General features: G+C 64.3%; 18 protein-coding genes. All 18 read left to right on the top strand.

Annotation, left to right across the window (positions count from 1 at the left end):
• The coding region (locus ACKODO_RS14520) for a DUF1467 family protein (RefSeq protein WP_408984156.1) at window positions 1-234 on the top strand (234 nt) is incomplete at its 5' end.
• Between the two features lie 361 nt (window positions 235-595).
• Entirely contained in the window at window positions 596-1,918 is a 1,323-nt protein-coding gene (proS, locus tag ACKODO_RS14525; protein ID WP_408984157.1) for a proline--tRNA ligase, read from the top strand.
• Between the two features lie 136 nt (window positions 1,919-2,054).
• Complete coding sequence (locus ACKODO_RS14530) at window positions 2,055-3,314, top strand: lipoprotein-releasing ABC transporter permease subunit (protein ID WP_408984158.1); 1,260 nt, start codon at window positions 2,055-2,057, stop codon at window positions 3,312-3,314.
• 81 nt (window positions 3,315-3,395) lie between these two features.
• A complete protein-coding gene (locus ACKODO_RS14535) occupies window positions 3,396-4,076 on the top strand; it encodes an ABC transporter ATP-binding protein (protein ID WP_408984159.1) in 681 nt (226 codons plus the stop codon).
• Window positions 4,077-4,304: 228 nt separating this feature from the next.
• Window positions 4,305-7,763, top strand: a complete 3,459-nt coding sequence (dnaE, locus tag ACKODO_RS14540) for a DNA polymerase III subunit alpha (protein WP_408984160.1) — start codon at window positions 4,305-4,307, stop codon at window positions 7,761-7,763.
• Between the two features lie 144 nt (window positions 7,764-7,907).
• The gene (locus ACKODO_RS14545) at window positions 7,908-8,900 is read left to right on the top strand and encodes a 30S ribosomal protein S2 (protein WP_408984161.1); all 993 of its coding nucleotides are present in this window, start codon (window positions 7,908-7,910) and stop codon (window positions 8,898-8,900) included.
• A 128-nt stretch (window positions 8,901-9,028) separates the two neighbouring features.
• Complete coding sequence (gene tsf, locus ACKODO_RS14550) at window positions 9,029-9,952, top strand: translation elongation factor Ts (protein ID WP_408984162.1); 924 nt, start codon at window positions 9,029-9,031, stop codon at window positions 9,950-9,952.
• A 100-nt stretch (window positions 9,953-10,052) separates the two neighbouring features.
• Window positions 10,053-10,787, top strand: coding sequence for a UMP kinase (gene pyrH, locus ACKODO_RS14555; RefSeq protein ID WP_408984163.1), 735 nt, complete (start codon window positions 10,053-10,055; stop codon window positions 10,785-10,787).
• Between the two features lie 181 nt (window positions 10,788-10,968).
• Window positions 10,969-11,532 (top strand): ribosome recycling factor, encoded by a 564-nt coding sequence (frr, locus tag ACKODO_RS14560; protein ID WP_408984164.1) that lies wholly within the window; start codon window positions 10,969-10,971, stop codon window positions 11,530-11,532.
• 123 nt (window positions 11,533-11,655) lie between these two features.
• Window positions 11,656-12,384: an isoprenyl transferase gene (locus tag ACKODO_RS14565; RefSeq protein ID WP_408984173.1), complete on the top strand. Its 729-nt coding sequence runs from the start codon at window positions 11,656-11,658 to the stop codon at window positions 12,382-12,384.
• The gene (locus ACKODO_RS14570) at window positions 12,384-13,286 is read left to right on the top strand and encodes a phosphatidate cytidylyltransferase (RefSeq protein WP_408984165.1); all 903 of its coding nucleotides are present in this window, start codon (window positions 12,384-12,386) and stop codon (window positions 13,284-13,286) included. The genes ACKODO_RS14565 and ACKODO_RS14570 overlap by 1 nt, the downstream gene beginning before the upstream one ends.
• Before the next feature lie 132 nt (window positions 13,287-13,418).
• The gene (gene rseP / locus ACKODO_RS14575) at window positions 13,419-14,570 is read left to right on the top strand and encodes an RIP metalloprotease RseP (protein ID WP_408984166.1); all 1,152 of its coding nucleotides are present in this window, start codon (window positions 13,419-13,421) and stop codon (window positions 14,568-14,570) included.
• Between the two features lie 206 nt (window positions 14,571-14,776).
• Complete coding sequence (gene bamA / locus ACKODO_RS14580) at window positions 14,777-17,233, top strand: outer membrane protein assembly factor BamA (protein WP_408984167.1); 2,457 nt, start codon at window positions 14,777-14,779, stop codon at window positions 17,231-17,233.
• A 37-nt stretch (window positions 17,234-17,270) separates the two neighbouring features.
• A complete protein-coding gene (gene lpxD, locus ACKODO_RS14585) occupies window positions 17,271-18,320 on the top strand; it encodes a UDP-3-O-(3-hydroxymyristoyl)glucosamine N-acyltransferase (protein ID WP_408984168.1) in 1,050 nt (349 codons plus the stop codon).
• A 67-nt stretch (window positions 18,321-18,387) separates the two neighbouring features.
• A complete protein-coding gene (fabZ, locus tag ACKODO_RS14590) occupies window positions 18,388-18,870 on the top strand; it encodes a 3-hydroxyacyl-ACP dehydratase FabZ (protein ID WP_408984169.1) in 483 nt (160 codons plus the stop codon).
• A 9-nt stretch (window positions 18,871-18,879) separates the two neighbouring features.
• Window positions 18,880-19,683 carry an acyl-ACP--UDP-N-acetylglucosamine O-acyltransferase gene (lpxA, locus tag ACKODO_RS14595; protein WP_408984170.1) on the top strand — a complete coding sequence of 268 codons (804 nt, stop codon included), beginning with the start codon at window positions 18,880-18,882 and terminating at the stop codon, window positions 19,681-19,683.
• Window positions 19,684-19,693: 10 nt separating this feature from the next.
• Window positions 19,694-20,863 carry a lipid-A-disaccharide synthase gene (gene lpxB / locus ACKODO_RS14600; RefSeq protein ID WP_408984171.1) on the top strand — a complete coding sequence of 390 codons (1,170 nt, stop codon included), beginning with the start codon at window positions 19,694-19,696 and terminating at the stop codon, window positions 20,861-20,863.
• A gap of 79 nt (window positions 20,864-20,942) precedes the next feature.
• Complete coding sequence (locus ACKODO_RS14605) at window positions 20,943-21,710, top strand: DUF502 domain-containing protein (RefSeq protein WP_408984172.1); 768 nt, start codon at window positions 20,943-20,945, stop codon at window positions 21,708-21,710.
• Window positions 21,711-21,975: the final 265 nt, after the last annotated feature.

A 21,975-nucleotide genomic window follows, 5' to 3' on the forward strand; every position in this document is an offset into this window, starting at 1 on the left:
CTGATCTTCTCGCTCGGCACCTCGATCGCGATCTATTTCGTCATCTGGTGGTTGGTTCTTTTCGCGGTGCTGCCGTTTCGCGTGCGCAGTCAGGTCGAAGCGGGCGAGATCGAGGCCGGCTCGGAGCCGGGCGCGCCGCATCAGGCGCATCTCCTGTGGTATGCGCTGGTCACCTCGGGTGTTGCCACGATGGCGAGCGTCATTTTCCTCGTCTGGATCGCACCGCTGATCTGACACCCGTAAGGCCAGCCGGAAAAAGAAAGAGGCGGGTTTCCCCGCCTTCCAGAAAGTCCTTGTTTTTCTTGATCTTGAGCCGGTAACGCGAAGCCGTTCATCGGCTTCTTTCTCGACTGCGACGTTGTTCGCGTCCGCTTTCCCCGAACCGCCTGGTTCAGCGCCCGGCGGTGGCGGTGTCCTCCCGAACGGCGCGAATGAAGCAGGTCCGGCGAGGCTTGTCATCATGCGCTGCAACATAACTTGCAAAGGCGGTGCAGAGTGGCAATTCCCAATCACCGAGAAGTGTGACAGAAGCGCCGCGAAAAGGGCATGATCGCCTTTAAACGAAGTGATTCAGCCGGCCCGCGGAGTCTTCCCGATGCGCATGTCCCGTTTCTTCCTGCCCACCTTGCGCGAGACGCCGAAGGAAGCGGAGATTGTCTCGCATCGTCTGTCCTTGCGCGCCGGGCTGATCCGGCAGGAATCGGCGGGAATCTATGCCTGGCTGCCGCTGGGCTTGCGGGTGCTGAACAAGGTCTGCGACATCATCCGCGAGGAGCAGAACCGCTCCGGCGCGATCGAATTGCTGATGCCGACGATCCAGTCCGCCGATCTCTGGCGCGAGAGCGGCCGCTACGACGCCTATGGCAAGGAGATGCTGCGCATCCAGGATCGCCATGAGCGCGAGATGCTGTTCGGGCCCACCAATGAGGAGATGATCACCGAGATTTTCCGCGGCCATGTGCGCTCCTACAAGGGGCTGCCGTTGAACCTCTACCACCTGCAGTGGAAGTTCCGCGACGAGGTGCGCCCGCGCTTCGGCACCATGCGCTCCCGCGAGTTCCTCATGAAGGATGCCTATTCCTTCGATCTCGACCAGGCCGGCGCGCGCCACGCCTATAACCGCATGTTCGTGGCTTACTTGCGCACCTTCGAGCGCATGGGCCTGAAGAGCATTCCCATGCGCGCGGATACCGGGCCGATCGGCGGCGATCTCTCTCACGAATTCATCATCCTGGCCTCGACCGGCGAGAGCCAGGTCTTCTGCCACAGGGATTATCTCGATTTCCCGGTGCCCGGTGCCGATACGGATTTCGACAATGTGCCCGATCTCGAGACAATCGTGAAGAAGTGGACCTCGCTCTATGCGGCCACCGAGGAAATGCACGACGCATCGGCCTTCGGCGCGATCCCGGCGGAGAAGCAGGTCTCGGCGCGCGGCATCGAGGTGGGGCACATTTTCTATTTCGGCACGAAATACTCCGAGCCGATGAAGGCCTATGTCGCCGGCCCGGACGGCAAGGAAGTGCCGGTGCATATGGGCTCCTACGGAATCGGCCCGACGCGCCTCGTGCCGGCGATCATCGAGGCGAGCCATGACGAGGCCGGCATCATCTGGCCGGATGCGATCGCGCCGTTCAATGCAGCGATTCTCAACCTCAAGGTTGGCGACAGCGCGACCGATCGCGTCTCGGCCGAAATCGACGCGGCGCTCGCCGCGCGCGGCCTCTCGGCGCTGATCGACGACACGGATGATCGCCCCGGCGCGAAATTCGCGACCGCCGATCTCATCGGCCTGCCCTGGCAGGTGATCGTCGGCCCCAAGGGCCTCGCCGAGGGCAAAGTGGAACTGAAGCGCCGCTCAAGCGGCGACCGCGTTCTCGTCACGCCGGAAGAAGCGGTGGAGCGGATCGCCTCGTGAACCCCAGGGCGCTGATTTCCGGCTTTGAATGGACCATCGCCCGGCGCTATCTCCGGGCGCGCAAGTCGCATGTTCGAGCGAAGCGGGAACCGGTTCGCGTGAAGGACATGCGACAAATGCAAGGATGCGGCGCGCCATGAACCCCAGGGCGCTGATCTCCGGCTTCGAATGGACCATAGCCTGGCGCTATCTCCGGGCGCGCCGCCGCGACGGCTTCATCTCGGTCATTGCCGGGTTTTCCTTCCTCGGCATCCTGTTGGGGGTTGCGACGCTCATTGTCGTGATGGCCGTGATGAACGGCTTCCGGCAGGAACTGATGGGCAAGATCCTGGGCGTGAACGGCCATGCCTTCATCCAGCCCTACGGCGATGGGCTGGCCGATTACGATGGGATTGCCGAGCGCGTGAGGCGCGTGAAGGGCGTGACGCTGGCGGCGCCGCTGGTGGAAGGGCAGGTGCTCATCACCTCCCCGACCTCCTCTTCGGGGGCGCTGGTGCGCGGCGTGCGCGAGGCGGATTTGAGGAATTTCAAGGCTGTCTCGGGCAATATTCGCGAGGGCAGCCTCGACGGGTTCGATGGCGGGGAGGGCATCGGCCTGGGCAAGCGCCTCGCCGGCTTCCTCAACGTGATTGCCGGCGACAAGGTGCGGCTCATCTCGCCGAAGGGCCCCTCGACGCCTTTCGGCTCCGCGCCGCGCCAGAAGACCTATCGGGTGACCGCCGTTTTCGAGATCGGCATGAGCGAGTTCGATGCGAGCTTCATCTTCATGCCGCTCACCGAGGCGCAGCTCTATTTCGATGTGGAGGGGCAGGCGCAGATGATCGAGATCTTCGTCGAGAATCCCGATCGCATGGATGATTACCTGCCCGGCATTCGCGAGGCCGTGGGGCAGCCGCATGGGCTGACGGACTGGCGCCTCCGCAACCGCACCTTCTTCGGCGCGCTGGAGGTGGAGCGGAACGTGATGTTCCTGATCCTGACGCTGATCGTGCTCGTGGCGGCGCTCAACATCATCTCGGGCATGACGATGCTCGTGCGCGACAAGGCGCGGGGCATCGCCATCCTGCGCACCATGGGCGCGACCAGGGGCTCGATCCTCAAGATCTTCATCATCACCGGCTCGGCCATCGGCGTGCTGGGCACAATTTGCGGGCTCATTCTCGGCCTCGCGATTGCCTGGAACGCCGAGAGCCTGCGGCAGTTCTTTTCCTGGCTTGCCGGCAAGACGCTCTTCCCGCCAGAACTCTATTTCCTCTCGCGCCTGCCCGCCGATGTGCAGCCGGGAGAGACCGTGACCATCGTGGTGATGGCGCTGACGCTCTCGCTGCTCGCGACCCTCTATCCCGCCTGGAAGGCGGCGACGCTCGATCCGGTCGAGGCGCTGAGGGGGGAATGACCGGATGATCCCGATCTCTTCCGGAAATGGTTGCGGCGAAGCGCGACCGCGCATCCCGGCTTTTGCGAGGGGCAGGAACCCATGACCGTCGCCACCCTTCGGCTTGCCGATGTCTGCCGCGCCTTCGGTTCGGGCGAGAACCAGATCCGCGTGCTCGATGGCGCGGATTTCATGCTCCGGCCTGGCGAGATGGTGGCACTCGTCGGCCCTTCCGGGGCCGGCAAATCCACCCTGCTGCATATTGCGGGGCTGCTCGAACATGCCGACAAGGGCGAGGTCTTCATTGGCGAGACGGCAACCGCCAACCTTGATGACGAGGCCCGCACGCGCCTGCGTCGCCACGAAATCGGGTTCGTCTATCAGTTCCATCACCTCATGCCGGAATTCTCGGCCATCGAGAATGTGGTGATGCCCCAGCGCATTGCTGGCCTCGGCCCGGACGAGGCAGCCACGCGTGCCCGCGACGTTCTGGGCTTCCTCGGCCTCGGGCACCGCCTCGACCATCGCCCCGGCGAGCTTTCCGGCGGCGAGCAGCAGCGCGTGGCGATCGCGCGCGCGGTGGCAAACTCCCCCTCGCTGCTGCTGGCGGATGAGCCCACGGGCAATCTCGATCCGGTCACCGGCCAGCATGTCTTCGCGACGCTCCAGAGCCTCGTGAAGCAATCTGGCCTCGCGGCCCTGATTGCGACCCACAACCTCGAACTCGCGCGCCGCATGGATCGCTGTGTGACGCTGAAGGAGGGGCGGGTCGTCGAGGCCTGACCTCCAGGCACCGGCTTCCACCTGAAAATCACGCTTGACTCAAGCCACGGAAGGCTTAGAACAAAACACGAACATTTTCATCCGGTGTTGGGAGGAGCCGCATGTTGAGATCTGTGGAAGACTGGATTGAATGCGCGTCGCTGACCCTCTTTTTCGCTATGGTCGCGGTCGCCTATGGGGCGGTGGGAAACCTGCCGCTGGTATGACTTTCAATGAGTGGAGTGAAGGATGTCCGATCCGGGCTTCGTGCATCTGCATGTGCATTCTTCCTACTCGCTGCTGCAGGGTGCGCTGAAGATCGAGAAGCTCGAGAAGCTCGCCTCGGCCGATCGGCAGCCCGCGCTCGCGCTGACAGACACGAACAACCTGTTCGGCGCGCTCGAATTCTCCGAGAAGATGGCCAAGGCCGGAATCCAGCCGATCATCGGCATCGAGCTGGAAGTGGATTTCGCGGATCGTCCCGCGCCGCGGCACCGAATCTCGCACGTGCCGGAAACACGCGGCTCCGTGGTCCTGCTTGCGGCCAGCTCCGAAGGCTACCAGAACCTGATGGCCCTCTCGAGTCGCGCTCTCCTTGAAACGCCCTCGGGGGAGGGGGTTCACCTGCCGATCGCTGCACTTCAGGGGGCAACGGCAGGCATTATCGCGCTCACCGGGGGCGGCATCGGGCCGCTCGATCGCGGTTTCCTGCTCGGCGGAATGGATCTTGCCCGCGCGCGGCTCGCAACCCTGCAAGCGCTTTTTCCGGATCGGCTCTATCTCGAAATCGAACGTTTCGGCCTTCGCGAGGCCCGCGCGACCGAGAATGCGCTTCTGGAACTGGCATCGGTTGCGCGCCTGCCGGTCGCTGCCGCCAACAACGTGCATTTCGGCTCTGCCGCGGATTTCGAGGCCCATGATGCGCTGCTCTGCATTGCCGCAGGCGTGACCATCGATGTGGATGATCGCCCGCGGCTGACGCCGGATCACCGCTTCCGCACCCGCGCTGAGATGAAGACGCTGTTCGCCGACCTGCCGATGGCGCTCGACGCGACGGTGGAGATCGCCAGGCGCTGTCACACGCGTCCGAAGACCCGGAAGCCGATCCTCCCGCGCTTCACCAAGGGCGCGGACGAGGATGGCGAAGCGCAGGAGCTGCGCCGCCAGGCGGAGGAGGGGCTGGTTGCCCGCCTCGCGGCACATGGCCCGGCAGCAGGCTTTTCGGTCAGGGATTACGAGGATCGCCTCGCCTTCGAGCTCTCGGTCATCGAGCGCATGAAATATCCCGGCTATTTCCTCATCGTGGCGGATTTCATCAAGTGGGCGAAGGCGCAAGGCATTCCCGTGGGCCCGGGTCGTGGCTCGGGCGCGGGCTCCCTTGTAGCTTATGCATTGACGATTACTGATCTTGACCCAATTCGTTATGGGTTGTTTTTCGAGCGATTTCTTAACCCGGATCGCGTGTCGATGCCGGATTTCGACATCGACTTCTGCCAGGATCGGCGCGACGAGGTCATCCAGTATGTGGTCAACCGCTATGGCGGCGATCGCGTGGCGCAGATCATCACGTTCGGCACCCTGCTCGCGCGTGGCGTGATGCGCGATGTGGGCCGTGTGCTGGGCTTGCGCTATGGCGAGGTCGACCGGCTCACGAAGCTGGTGCCGAACAACCCGGCCAACCCGATCACGCTGGAGAAGGCGATCGCGGAAGAGCCGCAGCTGCGCGCGGCCGCCGAGGAGAGCGAGAGCATCGGCCGCATGCTCGATATCGCCCAGAAGCTGGAAGGGCTTTACCGCCACGCCTCCACGCACGCCGCCGGCATCGTGATCGGCGACCGCCCGCTCTCGGAACTCGTGCCTCTCTATCGCGATCCCAAGTCGGAGATGCCGGTTACCCAGTTCAACATGAAATGGGTGGAGCCTGCTGGTCTCGTGAAGTTCGATTTCCTTGGCCTCAAGACGCTCACGGTTCTGCAGGGCGCGGTGAAGATCCTGTCGGATCAGGGAAGGCCGCTCGACCTGCTGTCCATCCCGCTCGATGACGCGAAGAGCTACGCGATGCTCTCGCGCGGGGAAACCGTCGGCGTCTTCCAGGTGGAATCCGGCGGCATGCGGCGCGCGCTGGTCGATATGCGGCCCGACCGCATCGAGGACATCATCGCGCTGGTGGCACTCTACCGTCCGGGCCCGATGGCGAATATCCCGGTTTATTGCGATGTGAAGCATGGCCGCGCCAAGGCCGATTACCCGCACCCCATCCTTGAGCCGATCCTCGCCGAAACCTTCGGCGTGATCGTCTACCAGGAGCAGGTGATGCAGATCGCCAAGGTGATGGCAAGTTACTCGCTTGGCGAAGCTGATCTGTTGCGCCGCGCCATGGGCAAGAAGATCAAGGCCGAGATGGATGCGCAGCGCGCGCGCTTCGTCGAGGGCGCGGTCGCCAATGGCATCAAGGCGGCGGATTCGGAATCGATCTTCGACCTGCTCGCGAAATTCGCCGATTACGGCTTCAACAAGTCGCACGCTGCCGCCTATGCGCTGGTCTCCTACCAGACCGCCTACATGAAGGCGAATTATCCGACCGAGTTCCTGGCCTCCTCGATGAGCCTCGAAATCTCGAACACGGACAAGCTCGCGGAATTCCGGCGCGAGGCCGCGCGTCTGGGCATCAAGGTGGAGCCGCCGGATGTGAACCGCTCGGGTGTGGCCTTCGAGGTGAAGGACGGCGCGATCCTCTATGCGCTGGCCGCCGTGAAGGGCGTGGGCGTGGAGGCGGCGCGCGCGATCCTGCATGCGCGGGGCAACAAGCCGTTTGCTTCGATGGCGGATTTCGCCAGGCGAATCGATCCCAAGGGCTTGAACAAGCGCACGCTGGAGCAGCTCATCGGGGCCGGTGCCTTCGATGCCCTCGAGCCCAATCGCGCGCGGCTCTTCGCGGGGCTCGATCTCATCCTCGCCGAGGCCAGTGCGCATGAAAATGCACAGGCGACGGGCCAGGGCGCGCTGTTCGGCCTCGCGGATGCGGGCTCAAGCCTGCAATTGCCTGAGTTGCCCCCCATGAACCTGCCGGAGCGGATGAAGCGTGAGCATCTGGCCGTGGGCTTCTACCTCTCGGGCCATCCGCTCGACCAATATGCCGCCCTGCTGGAACGCGCCGGCGTGCAGGATGTCACGCGCTTCCAGGAGGCGGTGCGCAACGGCGCGACCCATGCGCGGCTCGCCGGCACGCTGCTCGACATGGATATCCGCCGCACGCGCACGGGCTCGAAGATCGCCATCCTCTCGCTTTCGGACCGCTCCGGCCAGTTTGAGGCGATGCTGTTCTCCGAAATGCTCGCCAGGCACAGAAACCTGCTCGAGCCGGGCCAGCCGCTCTTCCTCGCGATGGCCGGGAATGTGGATGGCGAGGATGTGCGCCTGCGCGTGCTCGAGGTCGAGGACCTCGCGACCGCGCTTGCAAGATCGCAGCGCGGTTTGCGCATCGTGCTGAGTGAACAGAGCACAGCGAGCGCGCGCAATGGCGCGGAGCCGCTTGCGGTTCTGCGCAGCACGCTGAAACCCGGCGGGGAGGGGCGGGTGGAGCTGCGCCTGCGAATGAATGATGGTGGCGAGGTGCATATGCGGCTTCCCGGCCGCTACGATGTCTCGGGCCCGGCGGTGGCCGCTCTCTCGGCCATTGGCGGGGTGCTGGAGGTCAATCCGTTCTGAAAGGCTCGAAGGGTGCGGCCGGCTCTTGCATTTGCTTGCGAGATGGGTTAGCCGCGCTTTCATTCCACACGCAGGGTCTCGTTGAAACGAACCGGTGTCGCCACTGGCGGCTCGTCCTGCGGAGGCTCAACCGGAGAATACCCCATGTCGGCACCTGATTTCTCGATGCGTCAGCTTCTCGAAGCCGGCGCGCATTTCGGTCACCAGTCGCATCGCTGGAACCCGAAAATGGCTCCGTTCATTTTCGGCACGCGCAACAACATCCATATCATCGACCTCGCCCAGACCGTGCCGATGCTCTATCGAGCGCTGGAAGCTGTTTCGGACACCGTGGCACGTGGCGGTCGCGTGCTGATGGTCGGCACGAAGCGCCAGGCGCAGGACCCGATCGCGGCTGCAGCGAAGGCCTCGGCCCAGTATTACGTGAACTCGCGCTGGCTCGGCGGCACGCTGACCAACTGGAAGACGATCTCGATCTCCATCCAGCGCCTGCGCAAGGTGGACGAGACCCTCACCGGCGGCGCGGTCGGCCTTACCAAGAAGGAGCGTCTGATGCTCACCCGCGAGCAGGAGAAGCTCACCCGCGCGCTCGGCGGCATCAAGGATATGGGCGGCACGCCCGATCTGATCTTCGTGATCGACACGAACAAGGAACAGCTGGCCATCCAGGAGGCCAGGCGCCTGAACATCCCGGTTGTGGCGATCGTCGACACCAACTGCGATCCGGATGGGGTGACCTTCCCGGTTCCGGCGAATGACGATGCGGGCCGCGCGATCCAGCTCTATTGCGACCTCGTGAGCCGTGCGGCGATCGATGGCATCTCGCGCAGCCAGTCCTCGCTCGGCGTGGATGTCGGCGCTTCGGTCAACCCGATGGCGGAAGACCTGCCGGTTGCGGCTTCGACCGAAGGCTTCCAGCGCCTCGCGGCGCCGCAGGGCGCGCCGGATGATCTCTCGAAGCTTGGTGGCGTGGGCCCGCAGCTTGCGACCAAGCTCAACGAATATGGCATCTTCCACTTCTGGCAGCTCGCAGCCATGTCGGAAGCCGATGTCGCGGCGCTCGATGCCGAACTCAAGCTGAACGGTCGCGCCGCGCGTGATGGCTGGCTCGACACGGCCCGCGCGCTCGCCGCTTAAGCCTGCCCCCGCGTTCCGGTGGCGTCATCGCGCCGCCTGGCTTTTCCGGGAGTTGGGGCAGCCCAACTCCCGCTGCTCATTCGACCGCTACTCATTCGACTGCTTCTCATTCGACAAGGACGACCAACATGGCGGAAATCACCGCGAGCATGGTGAAGGAACTGCGCGAGAAGACCGACGCAGGCATGATGGATTGCAAGGCCGCCCTGAACGAGACGGACGGCGACATGGAAGCCGCGATCGACCTTCTGCGCAAGAAGGGCCTCGCCAAGGCCGCCAAGAAGGCCGGCCGGGTAGCGGCTGAAGGCCTCGTGGGCATTGCTGCCGCCGGCCCGAAGGCGGTGGTGGTCGAGCTCAATTCCGAGACCGATTTCGTGGCGCGCAACGATGCTTTCCAGGCACTGGTGCGCAACACGGCCGGCGTGGCGCTGAAGGTCGGCTCCGATGTCGAGACGATCAAGTCGGCCTCCTATCCGGGCGGCGGCACCGTGCAGGAGGCGATTGCCAACCTCGTCGCCACCATTGGCGAAAACATGTCGCTGCGTCGCGCGGCGTCACTCCAGGTCTCTGCGGGCGTCGTCTCGAGCTACCTGCACAATGCGGTGGGCGACGGCCTCGGCAAGATCGGCGTGATCGTTGCGCTGGAATCGACCGGCAATGCGGAAGCGCTCGCGACCATCGGCAAGCAGGTCGCGATGCATGTCGCGGCGGCGAACCCGCTGGCGCTCGACAGCGCCAGCGTCGACCCGGCCGTGATCGCGCGCGAGCGCAACGTGCTGGCCGAGAAAGCCAAGGCGACCGGCAAGCCGGACAACGTGATCGAGAAGATCGTGGAATCGGGCTTGAAGACCTTCTTCAAGGAAGTCTGCCTCGTCGACCAGCCCTTCATCCATGATCCCGGCAAGACCGTGCTGCAGGCCGTGAACGAGGCCGCCAGAACGGCCGGTGCGCCGATCGTGCTCAAGGGCTTCGTGCGCTATGCGCTCGGCGAGGGCATCGAGAAGGAAACCACCGATTTCGCGGCGGAAGTCGCGGCGGCGGCGGGCGGCTGATCACAGCCGACGAAATTTCCGGTTTGAAAAGATCGAAAGGCGGTTCGCGAGAGCCGCCTTTCTTGTAGGACGGGGGACCGGCGAGGGGAGGAGATTCGGCATGGGCGCAACGGGCGAGGCGGGCGTTCCCATCTTCAAGCGCGCGCTGGTGAAGCTCTCCGGCGAGGCGCTGCTGGGCCCTGAGGCTTTCGGCATTCACCAGCCGACCGTGAAGCAGATTTCCGAGGACCTGATCGAGGCATCTGCCCTGGGGGTCGAGGTTGCGGTGGTTGTGGGTGGCGGCAACATCTTCCGCGGCGCGCAGATGCACGGCATGGGCCTCTCGCGACCGGCAGCCGATTCCATGGGCATGCTCGGCACGGTGATGAACGTGATCGCGCTCGAGGCGCAGCTCACCGCGTTGGGCCAGCCGGCGCGCGCGATGTCGGGTGTGGCGATGCCCTCCGTGGTGGAAACCTACACACGCCAGCAGGCGATGGATCATCTGACCAAGGGGCGCATCGTGCTGCTCGCGGGCGGCACGGGCAATCCGTTCTTCACCACCGATACGGGCGGTGCCCTCCGCGCGGCCGAACTCGAATGCGACGTGCTGATGAAGGCGACGCAGGTCGACGGCGTCTACAGCGCCGATCCGCGCAAGGACCCGAACGCGACCCGCTACGAGACCGTCAGTTTCGACGAGGTGCTGCGCCGGGACCTGAAGGTGATGGATACGGCTGCCTTTGCGCTCGCCCGCGATGCGAAGCTGCCCATCGTGGTCTTCTCGATCCACGAACCGGGCTCGATCGCGGCGGTGCTCACCGGCAAGGGCCGCTCGACGCTGGTTTCGGTCTAGGGCTCGCTTGATCTTTCACCCCCTTTCCGACAAGGAAGGCAGGAATGAACCAGAAGTGCCGCGGGAAACAGGCCGGCAAGGCCCCCTCTCCGACCGGCCGGGCAGGGGCCCCGCCGATTTCGGTTTCCCTGGCATGGCACGCCTGTGAACTTTGCGGGTTTTGGCCCGCATGGAGGAAAAGATGGCGAAAGTGACCTTCGATATGGCCGATATCAAGCGGCGCATGCATGGCTCGGTCGAGTCCTTGAAAAAGGATCTCTCGTCGCTGCGCACGGGCCGTGCCTCGGCCAGCCTGCTCGATCCCATCGAGGTGGATGCCTATGGCTCCAAGATGCCGATGAACCAGGTGGCGACTGTCTCGGTGCCAGAGCCGCGCATGCTTTCGGTTGCCGTTTGGGATCGTGGCATGGTGGGCGCGGTGGAAAAGGCGATCCGCGAAAGCAATCTCGGCCTCAATCCGGCCACCGAGGGGCAGACCATCCGCCTGCGCATCCCCGAACTCAACGAGCAGCGTCGCAAGGAAATGGTGAAGGTCGCGCAGAAATATGCGGAGGCCGCGCGCGTCGCCGCCCGCCATGTGCGCCGCGATGGCCTTGATGTGCTCAAGAAGCTCGAAAAGGACGGCGACATGAGCGAGGATGATGCTGCCCGCAATTCCGAGCAGGTACAGAAGGCGACCGATCAGGTGATCGCGGAGATCGACGCCGCGCTGACTGCCAAGGAGAAGGAAATCATGCAGGTCTGAGGCTGCAGCCTTCCGTCCGAGCATCGTCCCTCATTGCCGGGGGCAGAAGCGCGAAGCCAAGCCCCAGGCTCTCGAAACCGTGACAGGAGTGATCCCGTGTCGGCCCAGTCCTCCCCCCAACCCATCGGGGAACTTGCCGTCGCCGGCGGAGCCGAAGGGCGGCCGCGTCATGTCGCGTTGATCATGGATGGCAATGGGCGCTGGGCGGAAAAGCGCTCGCTGCCGCGAGTGGCCGGGCATCGGGCCGGCGTGGAAGCCGTGCGGCGCCTCGTGCGCCTCGCCCGCGAGCGCGGTATCGAGTTCCTCACGCTCTTCAGCTTCTCCACCGAAAACTGGCTGCGCCCGGAGGCCGAAGTCTCGGAACTGATGCGCCTGCTGCGCTTCTTCATCCGCTCCGACCTCGCCGAATTGCACGGCGCGAATGTGCTGATCCGCATCATCGGCGAGCGCGAAGGCCTCGCGCCGGAAATCCTGGCTTTGCTCGATGAGGCCGAGAGCACGACGGCCGGCAATACCGGGCTCACGCTCGTCGTCGCGTTCAATTATGGCGCGCGCCAGGAAATGGCGCGGACCATGCGGCTTCTGGCGCAGGAGGTGCAGGCCGGGCGGATGACGCCGGCCGACATCACGCCGGAATGCATCGGTGCCGCGCTGGATACCGGGGGCCTTCCCGATCCCGATCTGATCATCCGCACCTCGGGGGAGCAGCGCATCTCGAATTTCCTGCTCTGGCAGGCTGCCTATGCGGAATTCGTTTTCCTGCCCTGCCTCTGGCCGGATTTCGACGCCGCCGCCTTCGACGAGGCCCTGGGTGAGTTCGCCCGGCGCCAGCGGCGTTTCGGGGGCGTGTGATGGCGGCGTCCGGCGGGCGGGAGCCGGCCCCGAAACCCTCGATCCGTCCGAATGATCTGAAACCTCGCATCCTGTCCGCCATCGTGCTCGCCGCCGGCGCGCTGGGCAGCGCGGTGGCGGGAGGCTGGCTCTTTGCCGGCGTGTGGGCCGCACTCTCGGTGATGGTCTATCTCGAATGGTTCACGATCGCACGGAGCCGGCCGGGCAGTCCGCCGCCGGGCTTCCACTGGAGCATGGTGCCGGGCGTCGCGCTGCTCGCAGCCCTGGCACTGGCCATTGCCGGGGCCTTGCTGGCCGGATGGTCCTTGCCTGCGGGCCTGCCCTGGCTCGCGGGCCTTTTCCTGGCCTTCCTTCTGGCCGTGTCGCGCGCGGGGCTCGCGCACCGGCGCTGGCAGGCGAGCGGCATGCTCTATGCGGGAGGGCTCATCGTCTCGATGCTGGCTTTGCGCCTTTCCGATTCCCACGGGCTGGTGGCCGTCCTCGCCCTCTTCGCGATTGTCTGGGGAACGGATATCGGCGCTTACTTCACGGGTCGAGCGCTGGGCGGGCCCAAACTCGCGCCGCGAATCTCGCCCAACAAGACCTGGTCGGGATTTGCGGGCGGCCTGCTGACGGGCATCTTCGCCGGCATGCTGGTGCTCAGCATCGCGGGCTTGCCCCTCTCCTTCGCGCTGATCCTGCTCTGCGGCGTGCTGGCTTTGGTCTCCGTGGCGGGCGACCTCTTCGAAAGCCACATGAAGCGGCGGTTCGGCGTGAAGGATTCCGGCCATCTCATTCCCGGCCATGGCGGCTTCATGGACCGGCTCGACGCCTTCCTCTTCGCGGCGATTCTCGCGGCGGCCATCGGGTTGTGGCGGGGAGGGGTGCAGAACGCGGCGGGCGGCCTGCTCACGAGCTGGTGAGCACCCGCACCCTTAACCATGCCTCCAGAAATGCCATGTTTCCGCCTTGTGCGCGAGCCATGGGAGTGGCAACCAATCTTAATGACGCGTTAATTCCCGGCCTCCAGTCCGACACAACCCAGGTGACCCCGCTTGCCCTCCTCGTTCGTCAGCAGCCTTGATTTCCTGCTCTCGTTTTTCGGGTATCTACTCCCGTTCCTTTTCGTGCTGGCGCTGGTGGTCTTCATCCACGAGATGGGCCATTTCCTGGTGGGTCGATATTTCGGCGTGAAGGTCGAGACCTTCTCGCTGGGCTTCGGCCCGCGCCTGTTCCGCCGCTATGACAAGCATGGCACGGAATGGGCGATCTCCGCGATTCCGCTGGGCGGGTTCGTGAAGTTCAAGGGTGACGCCAATGCGGCGAGCATGCCTGATCATCATGCGCTGGACGTCATGCCGGTCGCGGAACGCAGCGATTCCTTTCCGCACCAATCGGTGGCGCGCCGCGCCGCGATCGTTGCCGCGGGCCCGCTCGCGAATTTTCTTCTCGCCTTCGTGATCTTCATGACGAGCTTCCTGCTCGTGGGCCGCCCCCAGGTGCAGCCGGTGATCGCGGGCGTGGCCGATAACAGCCCGGCCGCAGCGGCCGGCTTCCTGCCCGGCGACCGCGTTCTGGCGATCAATGGCGCCGAGATGGTGAGCTTCGAGGATGTGGTGCGCCGTGTCTCGCTCTCCGAAGGCAAGGAACTCACATTCCGCGTGGAGCGTGATTCGCGCGAACTCGAACTCTCGGCCACACCGCGCATCATGACACGCAAGACCGTGCTGGGCACCGAGCGTCGCCCGATCATGGGCTTCATCGCATCGAACCAGCCCGAAAATCTTTTCCAGCGGCGCTATGGCCCGTTGGAGGCGGCCGGCACGGCGGCGGGTGAAATCTATTTCGTGATCGACCGCACGGTGCATTACATCGCCGGTCTTGCGGCCGGCCGCGAGAAGGCCGACCAGCTCTCGGGGCCTGTCCGCATCGGGTATGTCTCGGGCAAGGTCGCCGAATCGGGAATCGGTCCGCTGCTGATGCTCGCGGGCATCCTTTCGATCTCGATCGGCTTTATCAACCTGCTGCCGATTCCCATGCTGGATGGCGGCCATCTCGTGTTTTACGCCGCTGAAGCGCTGCGTGGCCGCCCCGTGAGCGCATCGGCCCAGGAATGGAGCTTCCGGGTGGGTTTTGTCCTCGTTCTGGCGCTGATGCTGTTCTCGACATGGAATGACATCATGCACTTGACCGGGCTCGCCTTTTGATCGCGCAGGCTTTTCCGGCTTCCCGCGCGCGCGTTGCGCGGGGGGCACGGATGTTAGGATTTCGTAACCACGCGCCGTTTCCTGATTGCATTGACCGATTTGTTGGTTAGAAGCAAAAGGGAGTGGGAATGCATCCTTGGATGCAGGTTTTTCCGTGTTTCCGTGGGACCGGGTCTCGGAAGGCCGCAGCGACAGGGTAATTGAAGATGTCTGTTTTCGGTTGGGACGGGATGATGGGTTCGGTTCGAAAAGGCCTTCTCGCCATCATGGCGGCCCTGGTGCTTCTGAGCACGGTGCCGGCCATGGCGCAGCAGAGGGTTGTCGTTCAGGGCAATAGCCGCGTCGAGGCGGACACGATCCGCTCCTTCCTGACATTGGCCCCCGGCGAAAGCTACACCGCGGCGCGGATCGACCAGGCGATCAAGGATCTCTACGCCACCGGTCTGTTCCAGGATGTGCGGATCACCCGTTCCGGCGCGGGCGTCGTCGTCCGGGTTGTCGAGAACCAGTCGATCAACCGCGTGACTTTCGTTGGCAATTCCCGTCTCAAGGCCGATCAGCTCTCCGGCGAAATCCAGGCCCGCTCGCGCGGCCCCTTCAGCCAGACGATGATCGATCAGGATGTGCAGCGCATCCGTGACATCTATGCGCGGGCCGGCCGTGCCGCCGCCGATGTGCGGGCCGAGATCACCCCGACGGCCGATGGCCGCGTGGACGTGACCTTCCGCATCAGCGAAGGTGGCAAGACCGGCGTGGCAGCGATCAATTTCCAGGGCAACAATGCCTATGGCGCCAGCCGCCTGAAGGGCGTGATGTCGACGACCGAATCGAACTTCCTGAGCTTCCTGAAGAGCTCGGATGTCTATGATCCGGATCGCATCGCCGCCGACCTCGAGGCCATTCGCCGCTTCTACCTGCGCAATGGCTATGCCGATTTCCGTATCGTCTCCTCCAGCGCCGAGCTTGACACCGCCCAGAACGGCTACGTGATCAATATCGTGGTTGAGGAAGGCCCGCGCTATTCGGTCTCGGCGGTGGACGTCGAGTCCCGTATTGCCGATATCAGCGCCGATGACCTGCGCCGTCAGGTCTATACCCGCGCCGGCCAGACCTATAATGCCGTCGATGTCGAGAAATCCGTCGATGCGCTGTCCCGCGCGGTTGCGCAGCGCGGCTATGCCTTCGCGCAGGTTCGCCCGCGCGGCGAGCGAAACCCCGCCGACCAGACCGTCCGCATCGTCTATTCGGTCGAGGAAGGCGCGCGCGCCTACATCGAGCGCATCGTGATTCGTGGCAACACGCGCACGCGCGATTATGTCATCCGCCGCGAATTAGCCGTGGGCGAGGGTGACGCCTTCAACCGCGCCGCGATCGACCGAGCCGAGCGCCGTCTGCGCAATCTCGACTTCTTCCAGTCGATCCGCGTGACGACGGAGCCGGGCTCCGCGCCGGATCGCGTGGTCATCAATGTCGACGTGCAGGACAAGGCGACCGGCAGCTTCTCGATCGCCGGCGGCTATTCGACCGCGGAAGGATTCCTTGCCGAAGTGACGCTGCAGGAGGTTAACTTCCTCGGCCGTGGCCAGTTCGTCCGCATCACGGCCTCGAACGGCGAGCGGAGCCGCGGAGGTGAATTCTCTTTCACCGAGCCCTTCTTCCTCGGCTATCGCCTGGCGGCGGGCTTTGACATCTTCTCAAAATTCAACGATGCGTCGAGCTTCAGCCGTTACCGGAGCCGCACGACGGGCTTCACCCTGCGTGCCGGCGTGCCGATCACCGAGGAATTCTCGGTGGGTGTGCGTTACTCGGCCTACCAGCAGCGGATCAGAATCCCGAATTCGGCCAGTCGGCCATATAACAACTGCGATGGTCTACCTTTTGCCCCGGCTCTGACAAACACCTGTATCAGGGATGGTGAAGCCTCGATCGCCATCAAGGAAGTGCAAGGCAATACGATTACATCGCTCGCGGGCCTGACCTTCACTTACAATACGCTCGACAACAACAATGACCCGACCTCCGGCATCTTCGCCGATCTGAGGCCGGAAATCGCCGGCCTGGGCGGTGATTCGCGCTTCCTGCGCGCGACGGCTTCCGTTCGCTACTACTACCCGATCACGGATGATTTCACCGGCATGCTCAAGCTGCAGGGCGGTTACATGACTGCTTTCGGCAACCAGCGCCTCCGCGTGCTCGATCACTTCTCGATGGGCCCGGACCTCGTCCGTGGTTTTGCGCCGTCCGGCATCGGCCCGCGGGATCTCAATGGGGATTCCAATGCGAACGCAATCGGCGGCACGACCTATTTTGGCGCGACGGCGGAAGTGACCTTCCCGATTTTCGGCCTGCCGCGTGAATTGGGTCTTCGTGGCGCGGTGTTTAGCGATGCGGGCACCTTGTTCGGCTACAAGGGCCGGAAGAAATTCGACTTGAACAGGAACAACACTTTTGATTGTGTTGATCCGGGGACTACTCGGTTTCAGTCCGAGTGCATGAATGTTCGTGACGAGAGCAAGATCCGCTCTTCGGTTGGCGTTGGCCTGCTCTGGGCTTCGCCGCTCGGTCCGATCCGCTTCGACTATGCCTATGCGCTCAGCCGTGTGACCGGCCCCGGCGGCGACCGGGTGCAGGCGTTCCGCTTCTCCGGCGGCGCCCGGTTCTGATGGCAGGCGAGGGGGCTTGTCCCTCTCGCAATCTCGGATGAGCTCTCTCGATTTTTTCCCTGCGAGCCCTGGAATCCCGCTTTCCACGCTGGCGGAAGCGACCGGGTCCCGCCTCCTCGAAGGCGCTTCCGGTGCGGCGCCCGTTTACCGCGTGGCGCCACTGGAAGCGGCGGGCCCGGGCGATCTGACTTTCCTGGAAAATACGGCCTATGCCAAGTTCGCGGCGGAAACCGGGGCGACCGCCTGTTTCATCAGCGAAAAGCAGGCCAGTCTGCTGCCCGCGAGCTGCACGCCACTTGTTTCGAACGAGCCCTACCGCGCTTTCGCGAAGGCTGCAGGCCTGCTTTTCCCGGCGGCTGCGAGGCCGCAATCCATCTTTGGCATGTCCGGCATCGCTCCCGGTGCCTTCGTTCATTCCGAGGCACGGCTCGAGAGTGGCGTCACTGTCGATCCCGGCGCCGTGATTGGGCCCGGTGCCGAGATCGGTCGCGGGACGGTGATCTGCGCGCAAGCGGTAATCGGGCCGGGTGTCCGCATCGGGCGCGACGGTGCCGTGGGCGCGGGCGCGACCGTCACGCATGCGCTGATCGGCAACCGGGTCATTATCCATCCGGGCGTACGCATCGGGCAGGATGGCTTCGGTTTCGCCATGGGCGCACGCGGGCACCTCAAGGTGCCGCAGGTGGGGCGGGTGATCATTCAGGATGATGTCGAGATCGGCGCCAATACCACGGTCGATCGCGGCGCAAACCGCGATACCGTGATCGGCGAGGGCACCAAGATCGACAACCTCGTGCAGATTGGCCATAATGTCGAGATCGGTCGCCATTGCGTTCTGGTCGGCCAGGTGGGCATCTCGGGTTCCGCCGTGCTTGAGGATTATGTCGTGATTGGCGGTCAGGCCGGTGTCGCCGGTCACCTGCGCATTGGCATGGGCGCTCAGATCGGCGCGAAATCCGGCGTGATGGGCGACCTTGCCGCCGGTGGAAAATACCTTGGCGCCCCGGCAAAAGCCGCGAGAACCTTCTTCCGCGAGGTTGCGGCCTTGGCCAAACTCGCGCAAAAGGACGACCAGCGCGGCGGCTGAGGCCAGCGCGGCGAGAGTGTTCCAGTCACGAATGAACCGTGATCCATGGTCAAGACAGGGCGGATCCATGACGAAGGCTGACGAATCCGGAACGACGACCGAGGGGCTGGCCATGCCCATCGACATCACGAAACTGATGCAGTACCTGCCTCATCGCTATCCGTTCCTGCTGATCGACCGCATCGTGACGATGGATTCCGATCGTTACGTCGTCGGCATCAAGAACGTCACCTTCAACGAGCTGCAATTCATGGGGCATTTTCCCGGCGCACCGGTGATGCCCGGCGTGCTGCTGATCGAGGGCATGGCGCAGACGGCGGGAGCGGCCTGCATCGCCTCGGGCGAGGCTGGGGGCGGAGCGAAGCTCGTCTATTTCATGACCATCGACAAATGCAAATTCAGGAAGCCGGTGGCACCAGGTGACCGCGTGGAATATCACCTCACGCGGTTGAATCGCCGGCGCAACATGTGGTGGTACAAGGGCGAGGCGAAAGTCGACGGCCAGCTGGTTGCGGAAGCCGAGCTGAGCGCGATGATTGTCACGCAGTAAGGCGAGTTCATGGCGTCCACCATTCATCCCCTATCGGTTGTCGATCCCGCAGCCAGGATCGGCGCGAATGTCGTCATCGGCCCGTTCTGCACGGTCGGGCCGGAAGTCACTCTCGGTGACGGTGTCGAACTCGTCAGCCATGTCGCCGTGGCCGGGCAAACGACGATTGGCGCTGGCACGAAGGTTTTCCCCTTCGCCTCGCTTGGCCATCAGCCGCAGGATTTGAAGTTCAAGGGCGAGAAGACCCGCCTCGAGATCGGCGAGCGCTGCCTGATCCGTGAAGGCGTGACGATGAATACCGGCACGGAAGGCGGCGGTTCTCTGACCAGCGTCGGCAAGGAATGCACGTTCCTGGCCTATAGCCATGTTGCGCATGATTGCATCGTCGGCAACGGCGTCATCTTCTCGAACAACGTGATGCTCGCGGGGCATTGCCATGTCGGCGATTACGTCATCATCGGCGGGGGCGCGGGCGTGCACCAGTTCGTGCGCATCGGCCACCATGCCTTCGTGGCGGCCATGTCCGGCATCGCGAATGACGTGATTCCCTATAGCATGGCGGTGAACGATCATCGCCAGGCCCACCTCTCCGGGCTGAACATCATCGGCCTGCGCCGACGCGGCTTCACCACCGAAGAAGTGCACGAGTTGCGGCGCGCCTATCGCCTGCTTTTCGCTCCGGAAGGCACGCTGAAGGAGCGCGTGCAGGATGTGGCGAGCGAATTCGACACCCATCCGCTGATCCATGAAATCCTCGATTTCATCCGCGCCGGCGGTGATCGCTCCATCTGCACGCCGCGCGACGACGATTGAGGCGCAGCCGGTGCGCGTGTTTCTCGTGGCGGGCGAAGCATCGGGCGACCAGCTCGGCGCAAGCCTGATCCGGGTGCTGCGCGCCGTCGATCCCACCATCGAATTCGCCGGCGTCGGTGGCTCGCGCATGGCAGCGGAGGGGGTTCCCAGCCTCTTTCCGCTCTCGGATATCGCGGTGATGGGCCTCGGCCCGGTCATCCGCCGCCTTCCGACCATCCTCCGGCGCATGGGCGAGACCGTGCGGGCCGTGCAGGCCTTCCGGCCGGATGTCCTCGTCACCATCGACAGCCCGGATTTCTCGAAACGCGTGGCGAAGCGCGTGCGGGCGGCGAACCCCGCGCAGGCGACCGTGCATTGGGTCTGCCCCAGTGTCTGGGCCTGGCGCCCCGGCCGCGCGCCGGCGATGAAGCCGTTCATCGACCATGTGCTCTGCCTGCTGCCGTTCGAGCCGGAGGCGCTTCGCCGCCTCAAGGGCCCGGCCGGCACCTATATCGGCCATCCCGCCGTGGAGCGCCTCGCGGAATTCCGCCCGCAAACGGAGGAGGAGGCCGCTTCCCGGGCTGATCTTGTCAAGCCTACAGTGCTTGTGCTGCCGGGCTCGCGGATGAGTGAGATCCGACGATTGCTGCCCGAATTCCTGGAGACGCTGCCCTTGGCAACGCCTGCAGACATGAACCCGGATTGGGTGATCCCCACCTTGCCGCATCTTGAAGCGGATGTGCGGGGCCGCGTCGCCGCCTCCGGCCTGCCGATCCGCGTGGTCGTGGGCGAGGCTGAAAAGCTCGCAGCCTTCCGGCGGGCCCGCGCAGCGCTCGCGGCCTCCGGCACCGTGACGCTGGAACTCGCGCTGGCGCAGATTCCCACGGTCGCCGCCTATCGGGTGGCGGAATGGGAGGCCTTCATCGCGCGGCGGCTCATCACGGCCTCTTCCGCCATCCTGCCCAATCTCGTGCTCGGTGAAAGGCTGGTGCCGGAATTCATCCAGGAAGAGATGGGTCCGCTGTCGCTGGCGCCACGCCTCCATGAACTTCTGCTGGAAAGTCCCGCGCGGCAGCGCCAGCTTGAGGGCTTCGCGCGGCTCGAAGCGATCATGAAGCCGGCAGAAGCCCGCCCGCCCAGTGCCCTTGCGGCCGGGATTATTCTTGATCTCGCACGGAAAGCGCCGCTGTTCCAGGCCTGAATGCGACGAAAACCGGAGCGCCTCTGGTCATCACCCGAACGGCGCGCTACCTCAAGAAAAGCTCGAAACGGGATGAACCGTGACCATACCGCCGCTGCCCTCCCTGCCGCCTGCCGCGCCTCATCCGATCAGGCTGACCCTGAGCCATCGGCTGCGCAACTACTTCCTCACGGGAATTGTGGTCGTGGGGCCGGTCGTCATCACCATCTATATCGCGCTGTGGGTCATCGGCATCGCGGATGGCTGGGTGAAGCCGCTCGTTCCCAAGAGCGTGCTGCCGGAGAATTACCTGCCCTTCGCGATTCCCGGCTTCGGCATTCTTGTGCTGCTGGTGGCGCTCACGCTTCTCGGCTTCCTCACCGCAAACCTCGTGGGGCGCACGCTGGTTGAATTCGGCGAGACCCTGCTCGCGCGCATGCCCGTGGTCAGCGGGCTCTATCGCTCGGTGAAGCAGATCTTCGAAACGATCTTCTCGAAATCCGACACGTCCTTCCGAAAGGTGGGGCTGGTGGAATATCCCGCGCCCGGCTGCTGGTCCGTGGTGCTGATTTCCTCGCCACCCAGGCCGGACATCGCCGGAGGACTGCCCAAGGAAGGTGAATTCGCGGCCGTTTTCCTGCCCTGCGCACCGAACCCCACCACGGGATTCTTCTTCTATGTGCCGAAGGAGAAGGTGGTGGAGATTCCCGTCTCCGTGGATGACGCCTTCAAGATCGTGATGTCCCTCGGCCTGATCCGCACCGATGAGGAAGATCCGCGCCGGGCGGCGATCGAGGCGCAAAAGCGACTGGCGGCGCCCGGCAAGGCGGGCGGGAAGGGAGAATCCGAGCCCTCCGGCAATGATTAGACCGGTTGCCGATCTGATTGAATCAGATCGGCAACCGCAATTTCTTTTTCTGACGCATTTCCTTTCGACCAACCTTTATCCGCCTGGCGGGCGGATGCTCTAGAGCGCAAACCGATCTGATTGAATCAGATCTGGCGCTCACTCTTCTTGCTTTCGCATCCGCTTTTTCCGCCAACCGGTATCCACTTGGCGGGCGGATGCTCTAGCCCGCCTTATTCATGAGGGGGCTGATTTTGGGTTGGCGGATGTAGCATAACGGTATGAT

It is taken from the genome of Rhabdaerophilum sp. (genome assembly GCF_046092605.1).
Taxonomy (GTDB): Bacteria; Pseudomonadota; Alphaproteobacteria; order Rhizobiales; family Beijerinckiaceae; genus Rhabdaerophilum.

Coding starts and splice junctions, on each gene's coding strand:
- ACKODO_RS14545 (WP_408984161.1), top strand. CDS start 7,908: ATGTCGGCACCTGATTTCTCGATGCGTCAGCTTCTCGAAGCCGGCGCG.
- lpxD (WP_408984168.1), top strand. CDS start 17,271: ATGAGCTCTCTCGATTTTTTCCCTGCGAGCCCTGGAATCCCGCTTTCC.
- bamA (WP_408984167.1), top strand. CDS start 14,777: ATGTCTGTTTTCGGTTGGGACGGGATGATGGGTTCGGTTCGAAAAGGC.
- dnaE (WP_408984160.1), top strand. CDS start 4,305: ATGTCCGATCCGGGCTTCGTGCATCTGCATGTGCATTCTTCCTACTCG.
- pyrH (WP_408984163.1), top strand. CDS start 10,053: ATGGGCGCAACGGGCGAGGCGGGCGTTCCCATCTTCAAGCGCGCGCTG.
- fabZ (WP_408984169.1), top strand. CDS start 18,388: ATGACGAAGGCTGACGAATCCGGAACGACGACCGAGGGGCTGGCCATG.
- ACKODO_RS14570 (WP_408984165.1), top strand. CDS start 12,384: ATGGCGGCGTCCGGCGGGCGGGAGCCGGCCCCGAAACCCTCGATCCGT.
- ACKODO_RS14530 (WP_408984158.1), top strand. CDS start 2,055: ATGAACCCCAGGGCGCTGATCTCCGGCTTCGAATGGACCATAGCCTGG.
- lpxA (WP_408984170.1), top strand. CDS start 18,880: ATGGCGTCCACCATTCATCCCCTATCGGTTGTCGATCCCGCAGCCAGG.
- frr (WP_408984164.1), top strand. CDS start 10,969: ATGGCGAAAGTGACCTTCGATATGGCCGATATCAAGCGGCGCATGCAT.
- proS (WP_408984157.1), top strand. CDS start 596: ATGCGCATGTCCCGTTTCTTCCTGCCCACCTTGCGCGAGACGCCGAAG.
- tsf (WP_408984162.1), top strand. CDS start 9,029: ATGGCGGAAATCACCGCGAGCATGGTGAAGGAACTGCGCGAGAAGACC.
- ACKODO_RS14535 (WP_408984159.1), top strand. CDS start 3,396: ATGACCGTCGCCACCCTTCGGCTTGCCGATGTCTGCCGCGCCTTCGGT.